At 64.5% G+C, this 13,454-nt stretch carries 12 protein-coding genes and 1 pseudogene; 5 read left to right on the top strand and 8 right to left on the bottom strand.

Features of this window, described 5'->3' with window-relative positions; all coding sequences use genetic code 11:
* Positions 1-4: 4 nt before the first annotated feature.
* Both V5279_RS04260 and V5279_RS04255 read left to right on the top strand, forming a co-directional pair.
* Complete coding sequence (locus V5279_RS04260; RefSeq protein WP_338695359.1) at positions 5-352, top strand: MmcQ/YjbR family DNA-binding protein; 348 nt, start codon at positions 5-7, stop codon at positions 350-352.
* Entirely contained in the window at positions 349-918 is a 570-nt protein-coding gene (locus V5279_RS04255) for a nucleotidyltransferase family protein (protein ID WP_338695358.1), read from the top strand. The genes V5279_RS04260 and V5279_RS04255 overlap by 4 nt, the downstream gene beginning before the upstream one ends.
* On the opposite strand, the gene V5279_RS04250 is transcribed toward V5279_RS04255, so the two are convergent.
* The 4 genes from V5279_RS04250 to V5279_RS04235 all read right to left on the bottom strand — a co-directional run bounded on the left by V5279_RS04250 (position 893) and on the right by V5279_RS04235 (position 4,785).
* The gene (locus tag V5279_RS04250; protein WP_338695357.1) at positions 893-1,930 is read right to left on the bottom strand and encodes an IS30 family transposase; all 1,038 of its coding nucleotides are present in this window, start codon (positions 1,928-1,930) and stop codon (positions 893-895) included. The genes V5279_RS04255 and V5279_RS04250 overlap by 26 nt on opposite strands.
* Positions 1,931-2,098: 168 nt before the next feature.
* A complete protein-coding gene (locus tag V5279_RS04245) occupies positions 2,099-2,653 on the bottom strand; it encodes a PAN domain-containing protein (RefSeq protein WP_166301922.1) in 555 nt (184 codons plus the stop codon).
* A 143-nt stretch (positions 2,654-2,796) separates the two neighbouring features.
* Positions 2,797-4,167 carry a glutamate--cysteine ligase gene (locus V5279_RS04240; RefSeq protein WP_166301919.1) on the bottom strand — a complete coding sequence of 457 codons (1,371 nt, stop codon included), beginning with the start codon at positions 4,165-4,167 and terminating at the stop codon, positions 2,797-2,799.
* A gap of 93 nt (positions 4,168-4,260) precedes the next feature.
* Positions 4,261-4,785 carry a MarR family winged helix-turn-helix transcriptional regulator gene (locus V5279_RS04235; RefSeq protein ID WP_338695356.1) on the bottom strand — a complete coding sequence of 175 codons (525 nt, stop codon included), beginning with the start codon at positions 4,783-4,785 and terminating at the stop codon, positions 4,261-4,263.
* A gap of 129 nt (positions 4,786-4,914) precedes the next feature.
* Between V5279_RS04235 and gstA the strand changes: the two genes are divergently transcribed.
* Together gstA and V5279_RS04225 are read left to right on the top strand one after the other, a co-directional pair.
* Entirely contained in the window at positions 4,915-5,532 is a 618-nt protein-coding gene (gene gstA, locus V5279_RS04230; protein ID WP_338695355.1) for a glutathione transferase GstA, read from the top strand.
* 232 nt (positions 5,533-5,764) lie between these two features.
* Positions 5,765-6,073: a hypothetical protein gene (locus tag V5279_RS04225; RefSeq protein WP_338695354.1), complete on the top strand. Its 309-nt coding sequence runs from the start codon at positions 5,765-5,767 to the stop codon at positions 6,071-6,073.
* 534 nt (positions 6,074-6,607) lie between these two features.
* On the opposite strand, the pseudogene V5279_RS04220 reads toward V5279_RS04225, so the two are convergent.
* The 4 genes and pseudogenes from V5279_RS04220 to V5279_RS04205 form a co-directional block, all read right to left on the bottom strand.
* Positions 6,608-8,820 (bottom strand): annotated as a pseudogene (locus V5279_RS04220) (FAD-dependent oxidoreductase).
* Between the two features lie 140 nt (positions 8,821-8,960).
* Complete coding sequence (locus V5279_RS04215; protein WP_338695353.1) at positions 8,961-10,169, bottom strand: acetyl-CoA C-acetyltransferase; 1,209 nt, start codon at positions 10,167-10,169, stop codon at positions 8,961-8,963.
* 75 nt (positions 10,170-10,244) lie between these two features.
* The gene (locus V5279_RS04210; RefSeq protein ID WP_338695352.1) at positions 10,245-12,032 is read right to left on the bottom strand and encodes an acyl-CoA dehydrogenase C-terminal domain-containing protein; all 1,788 of its coding nucleotides are present in this window, start codon (positions 12,030-12,032) and stop codon (positions 10,245-10,247) included.
* A gap of 108 nt (positions 12,033-12,140) precedes the next feature.
* Positions 12,141-12,557: a nuclear transport factor 2 family protein gene (locus tag V5279_RS04205; protein WP_338695351.1), complete on the bottom strand. Its 417-nt coding sequence runs from the start codon at positions 12,555-12,557 to the stop codon at positions 12,141-12,143.
* 161 nt (positions 12,558-12,718) lie between these two features.
* Between V5279_RS04205 and V5279_RS04200 the strand changes: the two genes are divergently transcribed.
* Positions 12,719-13,306, top strand: coding sequence for a PadR family transcriptional regulator (locus V5279_RS04200; RefSeq protein WP_166301901.1), 588 nt, complete (start codon positions 12,719-12,721; stop codon positions 13,304-13,306).
* Positions 13,307-13,454 lie beyond the last annotated feature (148 nt).

Genomic DNA, 13,454 nt, shown 5'->3' with positions numbered 1-13,454 from the left:
AACCGTGACCTTCGACGACGTCAGGACCCTGGTGCTGGCGTGGCCGGAGGTCGAGGACGGCTCTTCCTACGGCACGTCGGCGCTGAAGGTGCGCAAGAAGATGCTGGCGCGGCTCAAGGAGGACGGCGACAGCCTGGTGATGCCGGGCGTGCCGCCGGATGAGCGCGACATACTGGTCGAAAGCCAGCCCAAAGTGTTCTATTTCACCGATCACTACCGCGACTACCCGATGATGCTGATCCGCCTGTCGAAGGCCAGGCGTCAGACCGTTGAGCCGCTGCTGCGCCGGCATTGGCGCACGCTGGCGTCGAAGAAGGCAGTCAGGGACTACGACGCGACCGCCTCGTCGTGACGCAAGACGAATTCCTCACGGCTGCGCTCCGCAACCCGGCCAATCAAGCGATAGCCGACGAGCTGCACCGCCTTGCTTTGCCCGAAGCCTGGCTGGTGGCCGGCTGCCTAGTGCAGACCGTGTGGAACGTGCTGACGAACCGGCCGCTCGATCATGGCATCAGCGACTACGACATCTTCTATTTCGATCCGGATACGTCGTGGGAGGCCGAGGACGCTGTGATCCGCGACATCAAGGCGCGGCTCGGCCATCTCGGTGTCGCGATCGAGGCGCGCAACCAGGCCCGCGTCCATCTCTGGTATCCCGGCAAGCACGGCCTGCCCTACCCGCCGCTGTCGCGTTCGAGCGACGGCATCGATCGCTTCCTCACCGAGAACACGCGGATCGGCATCCGCCGCAGCGCCACAGGCTACGACGTCTACGCGCCGAGCGGTTTCGACGATGTCGCGGGCTTGATCGTACGGCCGAACCTCACCGCAAACTTTTCCGCGGCGAACTATGCGGCGAAGACAGCGCGGTGGAAGGCACTGTGGCCGGAGATCACCGTGCTGGCGGCTCAGTGTTAGCCTGTCGTCCCTGCGAAAGCAGGGAGGTGGATTCACACTCGAAGTGCAACACTTGGGAGAAGGCCTCGGCGGGAGTTTGGAAGTCAAGAGATTTGCGCGGGGTGTTGTTGTAGGCGTTGAAGGACTGATGGAAGCGGCGGGTCGGGAGGGTTGCGAGGTCGGTTTTGCGCGGGATGAAGCGCCGCATTCGACCGATCGCATTCTCGATGCCGCCCTTCTGCCAGGGCGCGTGCGGATCGCAGAAGAAGGTCTCGATCGCGAGGCGGTGCAGCGCCGTGTGGCAGGCGAACTCGGTGCCATTGTCGAAGGTGACGGTCTGGCACAGGTCCTGTGGCAGGGATGCGAACAAGCGAACGAGATGACGGGCGACCCCGCGCGCAACCTTGCTGGCGAGGCGGATGCCGAGCAGCAGGCGCGAGGTGCGCTCATGCACAGTCAGGACGGCCTGACCGTATTTGGAGAACATCATCAGGTCGGCTTCCCAATGACCGGGAGTGCTGCGATCGGCGGCCTCGATAGGCCGTTGATCCAAGGAAACACGGCCTTCGATGAAGCTTGCGGGGCTGCCGCCCTTCTTGCCGCGGTAACCGCGCTTGCTCTTGCCGCGCGGCAGATAACGCCGCCAGCTGAAGTCCGAGGTGCGTCGGATCTGGGCGTAGATGAAGCGGTAGATGGTCTCGTGGGAGATCACCTTGCGGCCGTGTTCGCGGGCCAGCCGGCCGGCGACCTGCTCGGGCGACCAGCCCCGACCCAGGCGTTCCAACACCGCACGGCGCAGGCCGGGCTCCCGTTCGAGGCGTACGCCCGTCCAGCGCCGTGCTCGCATCTGTTGCTGGGCATAGCTGGGTTTGTAGCCGACCTGGACGCCTCGATTGCGGGTCAGCTCCCGAGAGATCGTTGATGGCGAGCGATCCAAAGCTGCCGCGATTTGCCGGACCGAGCTGCCATTGGCCGAAAGCCGGGCAATCTCGCATCGCTCGTCCAGGGATAGCTGCTCGTAACTCCGCCCCATCGCAACACCTCCTCAAGGAAGTGTTGCACTTCGTTTGTGAACTCAGGGGACCCATAACCACCGCAGGAAATTGCAGGCGGGATCGAGGCCCCAGCGTCGCGAAACACCGGCATTTGTGGTTATGGGTCCCGGCTCAAGGCCGGCACGACGTGTGGAGAGAAGCGGGCGTCACCGCACCACGCCCGAGGTGAACCCCGCCTTGCGGCGCGGCGGCTTGATCTCTTTCTTCAGGAAGCAATGCGCGTCGCGGCCGGCATAGCCGGGCCGGGCGTAGGTCCAGGCGCGGCACTTGTTGTCGGCGGTGCAGGCGGCCTGGCAGGCTTCGTCGCCGTCGCTGCTCTTCAACTCGAAATTCTTGTAGTCGCCGCCGAGGCGGTCGATCGAGGTTTCGATGGCGCCGTTGCGCGGCTCGACGACGCCCGCGCCGCGTACTCCGGACACGCAGCAATTGTCCTGCACCCGCGGCGGCACGCTGTTCTTCAGCCAGCACACCGCGCCGTTGTTGACGTCGTTCGGATAGCTGAAGCTCCAGGCACGGCAGCGGCGATCGCGCTCGCAGGTAAGCGCGCAATCGGCGGGATCGCCCGACGTCACCGGCGCGTTCAGATAGTCGCCTCCGGGACGGTCGAAATTGGTCTGCGCCAATGCCGGGCGCGCGACGAAAGCGGCCATAAAGACCGCGAACATCACCACAGACGCCCTAAAGAGGCGGCCTATCCCCATGAGATTGCTTTCAAATTCGCGCAGCCCCGCGCATCCCGCGGGCCGTCATTTGAACGCCATGAACCTGTACGGCTGATGAACGGCGGGTGCGACACCACCGCCGTCCGCGCGCGTTTCGAGCCCGGATTGGGGTTAGCCAGGGATTAGAAGGCGTATTCCCGATAGGCCGGCTCCACCGAGCCCTTCCAGGGACCGTTGAACTTCTCCAGCATCTCCTCGGCCGGCGAGCGGCCGGTCTCGATGATGCGCTCGAGCGGTTCCAGGAAGCGGCTCTCGTCGCGCCCGAGATGGTCGATCCGGCCGCGCCGCCGCAATCCGGCATGCGACAGGATCAGGCACTCCTTGGCGATCTCGAACAGATAACGGTCCTTGATCCGCGCCTTGAAGCCGAAACGCGGCACGTCGTCGCGCAGCGCCTGGCGCTCCGGCGCGGTCCAGTGCCGGACGATGTCCCAGGCGGCATCGAGGCTGTCATTGTCGTAGAGCAGCCCGACCCAGAACGCCGGCAGCGCCGGCAGCCGGCCCCACGGCACGCCGTCGGCGCCGCGCATTTCGAGATAACGCTTCAGCCGCACCTCGGGGAAGATCGTCGAGAGATGATTGGCCCAGTCCGACAAGGTCGGACGCTCGCCGGGGAAGGCGGCATTCTTGCCGGCGAAGAAATCCCGGAACGAGGAACCGGCGACGTCAATATATTCCTCGCCGCGCTTGACGAAATACATCGGAACGTCGAGCGCGTAATCGACATAGCGCTCGAAGCCCATGCCGTCCTCGAACGCGAACGGCACCATGCCGGAGCGCGCATTGTCGGTGTCGCGCCAGATCTCGGAGCGGAACGACAGGAAGCCGTTGGGCTTGCCCTCGGTGAACGGCGAGTTGGCGAACAGTGCGGTCGCGATCGGCTGCAGCGCCAGCGACACGCGCAGCTTCTTCACCATGTCGGCTTCGGAGGAGAAGTCGAGATTGGTCTGCACCGTGCAGGTCCGGAACATCATGTCGAGGCCGTATTTGCCGACCTTCGGCATGTAGTTTCGCATGATCTTGTAGCGCCCCTTGGGCATCACGGGGATCTGCGCCCGCGACCAGGACGGCGTCATGCCGAGACCGAGGAAGCCGATGCCGAGCGGGGTCGCGATCTCCCGCACCTGTGCCAGATGCGCCATCAGCTCCGACTGCGTCTGATGCACGGTCTCGACCGGCGCGCCCGACAATTCGAACTGGCCGCCCGGCTCGAGCGAAATCGCGCCGCCGCCGGTGACGTCATAGAGCCCGATGATGTTGCCGCGCTCCATGATCGGCTCCCAGCCGAGCAGGAGCTTCATGCCTTCGAGCAGCGCGCCGATGCCCTTCGCGCCTTCATAGGGCACGGGCTGGCGGCCCTCGAGCGTGAACGGTGTCTTCTCATGCTCGGTGCCGATCCGGAACTCGGATTCGGGTTTCACGCCGGCTTCAAGCCACGCCACGAGTTCGTCGCGCGACTGCAGCGGCGTCATGTCGATCTGGTCACGCGCCATACGAAATCCAACTCAAGGGCGCTTCGATCGAACGCGCGCGGTGGCAGGGACAACCGCGAGCCACAACGGCTGCGGATGATGGGATCAGGACTATCATCGGGCAGGCGCGCCGTCTCGGGCAGGCGCAGCCTTGCTATCGTTCTTGGTCTCGTTCTTGGCGTCGCTTTTGGCGTCGCCGCAGGAGCAGCCGAGCCGGTCGAGCAGACCGCACAGCCGGGCCGCGTCGGCATCGGATAGTTTCGAGCCGACATGCTTGTCGATCGCGGCCGAATAGGCGCTCCACATCTTCCTCTGGAGCTCGCGTCCAGCCTCGGTGATCTCGACGAACTGGCCGCGCTTGTCGATCTTGCATTCGCGCCGCGCCGCAAGCCCTTCGTCGACCAGCTTGTCGATCAGCCGCGACGTCGAATATTGCGGAATCAGCATCTGCCGCTCGAGCTCGACCGGGCGCAGCTCGCCGGACGGCGCGCGCGACAGCTCGAGCAAGGCGTCATACCAGGCGAGCGGCGGAAAGCCGGCCTTCTTCAGATCCTGCTCGACGCAGTCCAGCACCCGGCTCGGCACCCGCATCAGGCGGATCCAGGCGGCCGTCGCCTCGCTCGATAGCTTGCGTTTCATGGTCTAGCTCATAAGGTCCCGGAACCAGTGTACCGCACTGAATGCATCTGCATCAATCTTGACTATTTCATGCAGGTGCATGTAGGCAATCCCTCTCCGGACGCCAAGAACAAGGGAAGGAATACCCCCATGAAGCTTTATTACTCCCCCGGTGCCTGCTCCCTCTCCCCCCACATCGCCCTGCTCGAGGCCGGCCTGCCCTACGACCTGGTCAAGGTCGATCTGCGCGCCAAAAAGCTCGAAAACGGCGACGATTTCCTGCAAGTGAACCCCAAGGGCCAGGTGCCCGCGCTGGCGCTGGATAGCGGCGAGATGGTGACCGAGGGGCCGATCATCATCCAGATGATCGCCGACAGGGTCGCCGACCGGAAGCTGGCGCCCGCCCGCGACTCCAACGAACGCTACAAGCTGCTCGAATGGCTGAACTACATCACGACCGAGCTGCACAAGAATCTCGGCCCGATGTTCGCGCCGGCCCTCGCCGACGACGCCAAGGCCTTCTTCAAGGACCGCGCCATGGGCAAGTTCAAATATGTCGAGAGCCAGCTCGCCGGACGCGAATACCTGATGGGCAACCAGTTCACGGTCGCCGACGGCTACCTCTTCACGATGATGATGTGGGCGAACGACCGGCTCGGCTTCGACTTCTCCGGCCTGCCGAACGTGACGGCCTACAAGGCCCGCATCGCGGCGCGCCCGAAGGTGCAGGAAGCGCTGAAGAAGGAAGGCCTGCTGAAGGCGGCCTGAGCCTGGCACACCACAGTCGACAAAGAGCCGGATCGCCGATCCGGCTCTTTTTTGTGTGGCCACCAGGCTACTTTCGGCAACCGAAGATAGAACGTCTCAATTTGACCCGCATTGTACCGATTAATACTAAGTCGGTGTACTTGCGGCTGAGGGCGTTGCTGTCCTTGTTCGCGCGATCCAACTGACCGACTATGAGCTGCGGCGCGCCTTCCGCTCCAACTGGTCTAAAAATGTGACGATCGCCTTTACCCTTTTGTTGACCAGCACCCTCGTTGGGTTGGCGACCAGTTTGTATTTTCGGGTTTGGACGTTGATGCTGGTGTCACCGCTGATCGCGGTGCTAGCGGCGGTCATGCTCCAATCCGACGGCTTTTCGTTTGCCACCGGCGCTCCGCTCGTCGTCGCCTGCCTCGCGTTCAGCCAACTCGCCTATCTCGCCGGCGCCTTGCTGCCGCCGGAGGCTGACGGCTCAGTTGCGGAAGAAATCGACGGCGTGCCAGGCGGCCACCGCGAGCATCAGATCCGCCGCCAGAAAAAGTAGCATCAGGCCGGTCCACAGCGGGCCTTTGCCACGCAGGCGAGGGGAAATCCGGCGCGGCCGCGGCAGCAACGCGTGTCTATCCGCGGTCCCGGCGGCACCTTCCTTGAACGCAGAACTCATGGCACGCCCACCCTTGATGCTGATCGTCGTCCCGGCGATCGACTTGACGATCGACCCCGGCGATCGACTTGACGATCGACCCCGGTGATCGTCTTCGATCACCCAGCAAGAGTGATGCCAGCAGCGTGGTGGCAGTGCGGAGCAAGCGTGGCGGGAGTTTGACCGGCGTGACCGTCACGCAACAGGATCAAGTCGGATCGATGACCCGGCCTGATCCTACTTTGAATCGAGCACTCCGCTTCACCTCGCCCCGCGTGCGGGGAGAGGTCGGAACGCATCGTTAGATGCGTTCCGGGTGAGGGGGAGTCTCCGCAAATCTAACTATTTCCGAGTACGCGGAGAGGGCCCCTCACCCCAACCCTCTCCCCGTAAGAACGGGGAGAGGGAGCGCAATCGCTATTCGACCTAATTTCGTTACGCCGCCTGCTTCTTCGGCGGGAAGCGGCCGTAGAAAGTTTCGCCCTTTGCCGCCATCTCCTCGAGCAGTTTCGGCGGCGTGAAGCGCGAGCCGTACTTCTTCTCGAAGCTGTGGCAGAGCGCGACGAAGTTCTTGGTGCCCATGAAGTCGATATAGGACAGCGCACCGCCGGTGAACGGCGCGAAGCCGAAGCCCAGGATCGAGCCGACATCGGCCTCGCGCACGTCGGTGATGACGTGATCCTCGACGGTGCGCGCGGCTTCCACCGCCTGCACCACCAGGAAGCGCTGCTTCAGCTCCTCTACGCTGAGCGTGTCGGGATCGAGCTGCTTCGGCTGCAGGCTGGCGAGCCCCGGCCACAGGCTCTTCTGCCCCTTGCCCTTCTCCGGATAGTCGTAGAAGCCCTTGCCGTTCTTGCGGCCGAAGCGGCCCTGCTTCTCGACCATCTCGACCATCAGCTTCTTCTGCGCCTGGTCGATCGCGTTGGGGCCGAGATCGGCCTCGGTCGCCTTGGTGATCTTCAGCCCGAGATCGAGCGCGACCTCGTCCTGCAGCGACAGCGGACCGACCGGCATGCCGGCCATCTTGGCCGTGTTCTCGATCATCGCCGGCGGCACGCCTTCGAGCAGCATCTCGTTGCCTTCGGAGATGTAGCGCATCACGCAGCGGTTGGCGAAGAAGCCCCTGCTATCGTTGACAACGATCGGCGTCTTGCCGATCGCACGCACGTAGTCGAGCGCGGTCGCCAGCGCGACGTCGCCGGTGTTCTTGCCGAGGATGATCTCGACCAGCATCATCTTCTCGACCGGCGAGAAGAAGTGGATGCCGATGAACTTGCCCTGGTCCTTGAATTCCTCGGCCAGCGAATTGATCGGCAGGGTCGAGGTGTTGGAGGCGAAGATCGCGTCCGCCTTCAAGAGCGGCTGCGCCTTGGCATAGGTGTCGGCCTTGACCTTGCGGTCCTCGAACACCGCCTCGATGACGAGGTCGCAGTCCGAGATCGCGTTGTAATCCGAAGTTGCCGAGATGCGCGCCAGGATGGCGTCGCCGGCCTCCTGCTTCATGCGGCCCTTGGCAATCTGCCCGTCGACCACACTCTTGGCGTGGCCCTTGCCCTTGTCGGCGCTGTCCTGGTCGCGATCGACCAGCACGACGTCGATGCCGGCCTGCGCCGACACATAGCCGACGCTGGCGCCCATGAAGCCGGCGCCGATCACCGCGAGCTTCTTGACCTTGGTCGGCGGCACATTGGCCGGACGGCGCGCGCCCTTGTTCAATTCCTGCATCGACAGGAACAGCGAGCGGATCATCGCCGCCGCCTCCTTCGAGCGCAGCACCTTGGTGAAGTAGCGCGACTCGACGCGCAGCGCGGCGTCGATCGGCAGCTGCAGGCCCTCATAGACGCAGCTCATGATGGCGCGCGCGGCCGGATAATTGTCGTAGGTCTCGCGGCGATAGATCGCGTTGCCGGCCGGGAACATCTGCATGCCGGCCTTGGAGAACACCAGACCGCCGGGCAGCTTGAAGCCCTTCTCGTCCCACGGCGCGACGGCCTTGCCACCGCCCTTGATCCAGTCCTTGGCGGCCTTGATCAGGTCGGCCGCGGGCACGACGGCGTGAATCAGATTGAGCGCCTTGGCCCGATCGACCTTGATCGCCTCGCCCTTGAGCAGCAGCGTCATCGCATCCTGCGGCTGCACCAGGCGCGGCACGCGCTGGGTGCCGCCGGCGCCGGGGAACAGGCCGACCTTGATCTCGGGCAGGCCGAGCCGGGTCTTCGATTCTCCGCCGCGACGCGGTAGTGGCAGGCCAGCGTGATCTCGAAGCCGCCGCCGAGCGCGAGGCCGTTGATCGCGGCGACCCACGGCTTGCCCGAGGTCTCGATCGCGCGGAACGCCTGCGACATCTGGCGGCTCTGCTCGAACAGCATCTGGTTGGCGGCTTCCTCGCCCTTCTCCTTGAGAAGCTGCGCATAGCTGCGGTTCATGCTCTCGAGCATCGAGAGATCGGCACCGGCGCAGAACGCCTCCTTGGCCGAGGTGATCACGACGCCCTTGATCGCTGCGTCGCTGGTCGTCTGCTTGATGATCTCGCCGATCTCCTGGGTCGAGAGATCGTCGAACACGTTCATCGAGCGGCCCGGGATGTCCCAGGTGACCAGCGCAATGCCGTCGGCGTCGACTTCGAACTTGAAATTCTTGTAGGTCATGTAAGTCGCTCCCAGTCTCTCCGTCATCCTGAGGTGGCCTCGCTCTTGCGAGGCCCTCGAAGGATGACTCGGTGAATTTTATCCATCCTTCGAGGCTCGGGCTGTCGCCCTCGCACCTCAGGATGACGCTGCCTGCTCGGCTACATCCGCTCGATGATGGTGGCGGTGCCCATGCCGCCGCCGATGCACAGCGTCACCAGCGCCGTTTCCTTGTTGGTGCGTTCGAGCTCGTCGAGCACGGTGCCGAGGATCATCGCGCCGGTCGCGCCGAGCGGATGGCCGAGCGCAATCGCGCCGCCATTGACGTTGATCTTGGCGTTGTCGATGTCGAAGGCCTGGATGTAGCGCAGCACCACCGAGGCGAAGGCCTCGTTAAGCTCGAACAGGTCGATGTCCGACTTCTTCATGCCGGAGCGCTCGAACAGCTTTTCGGTGACGTCGACCGGACCGGTCAGCATCATCGCGGGCTCCGAGCCGATATTGGCGAAGGCGCGGATTCTTGCCCGCGGCTTCAGGCAGTGCTTCGCGCCCGCCTCCTTGCTGCCGAGCAGCACCGCGCCGGCGCCATCGACGATGCCGGAGGAGTTGCCGGCGTGATGCACGTAATTGACCTTCTCGACCTCGGGATGCGACTGGATTGCCACCGCGTCGAAGCCGGCCATCGCCGCCAGCGCCGCGAAGGACGGCTGCAGCTGCGCCAGCGACTGCATCGTCGTGGTCGGGCGCATGTGCTCGTCCCTGGCGAGGATGGTCAGGCCGTTGACGTCCTTGACGGGGACCACCGAGTTCTTGAAGCGGCCTTCGTCCCAGGCCTTGGCCGCGCGCTGCTGGCTCTGCACCGCGTAGGCGTCGACATCATCGCGCGAAAAACCGTATTTGGTCGCGATCAGATCGGCCGAGATGCCCTGCGGCATGAAATAGGCCGGCACCGCCATCGAGGGATCCATCGGCCAGGCGCCGCCGGAGGCGCCGATCCCGACGCGGCTCATCGATTCCGCTCCACCGCCGATCACGAGCTCATGCTGGCCGCTCATGATCTGGGCCGCGGCGAAGTTCACGGCGTCGAGGCCGGAGGCGCAGAACCGGCTGATCTGCACGCCCGGCACCTTCTCGCCGAGGCCGGCCTTCAGCGCCGCGAAGCGCGCGATGTCGGAACCGGCCTCGCCGACCGGATCGACCACGCCGAGCACGACGTCGTCGACGGAGTTTTCGGGAAGATTGTTGCGCTCTTTGAGCGCCGTCAGCGGCGCCGTGGCGAGCGCCAGCGCGGTGACCTCGTGGAGCGCGCCATCGGCCTTGCCGCGGCCGCGTGGGGTACGAACGTGATCGTAGATGTATGCCTCAGGCATGACGCCCTCCTTGATATGAGGATCATAATATATAACGGAAGGAAGCGCCGCCGCACCGGGTGCGGCGGCAATTTTTCAGAACGCTTCCGCGGCCAGTTCCATCGTGGTGGCGCTGCCGCTCTGGATCCGGGCCAGATGCACGGCGGTCTCCGGCAGCAGCCGCTCCATGAAGAAGCGGCCGGTGACGAGCTTGGTGTTGAGGTAGGGCGTCGTGCCGGCGGCGATCTTGTCCTGCGCCACCTTGGCCATCTTCGCCCACATATAGCCGAGCGCGACCAGGCCGAACAATTTCATGTAGTCGGTCGCGGCGGCGCCGGCATTGTCGGGCTTGGCAAGCGCGTTCTGCATCAGCCAGCCGGTGGCCTGCTGCAGATGGCCGAGTGCCGACGATAGCGGGGCGACGAACGGCTTCATCGCCTCGTCGGCGCCGTGCTCCTTGGCGAAGGCCGTGACCTCGCCGAAGAACGCCATCACGGCGCGGCCGCCGTCGCGCGGCAGCTTGCGGCCGACCAGGTCGAGCGCCTGGATGCCGTTGGCGCCCTCATAGATCATCGCGATCCGCGCATCGCGCACGAACTGCTCCATGCCATGCTCGGCGATATAGCCGTGGCCGCCGAACATCTGCTGCGCCGAGACCGTGTTGGCAAAACCCGTGTCGGTCAAAACGCCCTTCAGCACCGGCGTCATCAGACCCATGTGATCGTCCGCGGCCTGGCGATCCTTGGGGTCCTGGGAACGATGCGCGACGTCGCTCTTCAGCGCGGTCCACACCACCATGGCACGCGCCGCCTCGTTGAAGGCGCGGATGGTGAGCAGGGTGCGGCGGACGTCGGGATGCACGATGATCGGGTCGGCCGGCTTGTCGGCCGCCTTGACGCCGGTCAGCGCGCGGCCCTGCAGGCGCTCGCGTGCATAGGCAACCGCGTTCTGATAGGCGACTTCGGACTGCGCGAGGCCCTGCACCGCGACGCCGAGGCGGGCCTCGTTCATCATCACGAACATGCCCTGCATGCCCTTGTTCTCTTCGCCGATCAGCCAGCCGGTGGCATTGTCGTAGTTCATCACACAGGTGGAATTGCCGTGGATGCCCATCTTGTGCTCGATCGAGCCGCAGGTGACGCCGTTGCGCTGTCCCAGCGAGCCGTCGGCATTGACCAGCACCTTCGGCACCACGAACAGCGACACACCCTTGATGCCGGCCGGCGCGCCCTCGACGCGAGCAAGCACCAGATGGATGATGTTCTCGGTGAGGTCGTGCTCGCCGGCGGAGATGAAGATCTTGGTGCCCGTAATCTTGAAGCTGCCGTCGGCCTGGCGCACCGCCTTGGTGCGGAGCAGGCCGAGATCGGTGCCGCACTGCGGCTCGGTCAGGTTCATGGTGCCGGTCCATTCGCCGGCGACCATCTTCGGCACATAGGTCTTCTTCTGCTCGGGGGTGCCGTGCACCAGGAGCGCCGCGGTCGCGCCCATGGTGAGGCCGCCATACATCGAGAACGCCATGTTGGCGGAGATCTGGAATTCGCCGACCACCTGCGAGAGCGTCACCGGCAGGCCCTGGCCACCATACTCAGTCGGCGCCGCCAGGCCGAGCCAGCCGCCTTCGGCGACCTGCTTGAAGGCGTCCTTGAACCCCTTCGGCGTGGTGACGCTGCCGTCGTCACTGCGCTTGCAGCCTTCGAGATCGCCGACCCGGTTGAGCGGCTGCAGCACTTCCTCGCTGAGCTTGGCGGCCTCGCCGAGAATCGCCTCGCGCACATCGGCCGACGCGTCGGTGAAGCCGGGAAGATTGCCGTAGCGATCGATCTGGAAAACGTCGTTCAGCAGAAAGCTGACGTCTTCAACGGGGGCTTTGTAGGTTGGCATGCTGGTCTCCCGGCTGGCCGTGGTCGCATCTGCGACTGACGCTTGCGCAGCTTTGTCGTTGGTTTGTTGGAGCGGACCTTATCCGGTTCCGGAGGTCCGCGGCAGGTCCTATCGAGACTGTGATTGCGACGTTGCGCCGCTTTGCTGCATCAACTGCTCGCCCATCAGCCGATGCAGCAGGTTGATCGCCTTGAGCGGACGCACCATCACCTTGAAATGCGTGATCCGGCCGTCAGCATCGAACGTGATGATGTCGACGCCGTTGAGCTTGATGCCATCGATCTCGTTCTCGAATTCGAGCACCGCGCCGGTGTCGTTGCGCCATTCGTCGAGATATCTGAAGGTCGGGCCGCCGAGCACCTTGGCGGCGCTGGTGAGATATTTGAAGGTGATGTCGCGACCGCGCTGCGGCGTGTGCACGACCGGGCTTTCGAACACCGCGTCGGGATGCAGCAGATCCCACAGAGCGGCGGTGTCGTGGGACTTCATGTAGGCGTACCACTTGTCGAGGCCCGGCTTGCTCATTCGGACGTCTCCTGCGGCGGGTTTGAAAGAAGCCTGAACACCGGCGCGCGCGACAAGGCGGCACGCCGATCACCATATGCATATTGACGCATATGCACAGTAACGCATAAAGTCAAGCAAACTTCAGAACGGTCTTTCGGGAACTCAGATGGAGGTGGGCGTTGGCACTCGGTGACGCAATCCTCGCATGCCTCACGGAGCGTCCGATGACGGGCTATGAGCTCGCCAAGACGTTCGATGCCTCGATCGGCTTTTTCTGGAAGGCCGACCATCAGCAGATCTACCGGGAGCTCTCGCGGCTGCGCGACAAGGGCCACGTCCAGGGCCGCGAGGTGGTGCAATCGGGCAAGCCCAACAAGCTGGTCTACACCCTGACGGCCGAGGGCCGCGCGGCGCTGAAGCATTGGGCGGCGCGGCCGAGCGTCCCGCCCTCGATCAAGGACGATCTTTTGGTCCGGCTCTATGCGCTCGACTGCGTCGACATCGAGCCGCTGCGCACCGACCTGATGGCGCGGCTCGAGCATCACCGCGATCGCTATGAGCGGTACGAGCGGCTGCTCAACAAGCGCTTTCCCGACGGCACCGCGCCGCCGGCCGATGTCGGCAAGATGCTGGGCTTGCGCATCGGGATGCGCCACGAGCGCGTCGTGATCGAGTGGTGCGAGGAGGCGCTCGACGCGCTGTCGGCGATCTCCGGTCGCGGCAATGTGCTGCCGCTCGATGACGGCAAGCGCGAGAGCAACGGCTAGAAACAAGTCTCCGACCTCCCCTTGAAAAGGGGAGGTCGCTTTGCTCGAAGAGCAAAGCGGGTGGGGATCATCTCTCTCCACACGCCGCAGTGTGTGTGGCTGACCCCCATCCCGACCTTCCCCCTTTCAGGGGGAAGGAGAAGTTGGA

It is taken from the genome of Bradyrhizobium sp. 26S5 (assembly GCF_036923295.1).
Lineage (GTDB): Bacteria > Pseudomonadota > Alphaproteobacteria > Rhizobiales > Xanthobacteraceae > Bradyrhizobium > Bradyrhizobium septentrionale.
Note: the sequence above shows the minus strand (reverse complement) of the source record. Positions and strands in the feature narration are given on the sequence as shown.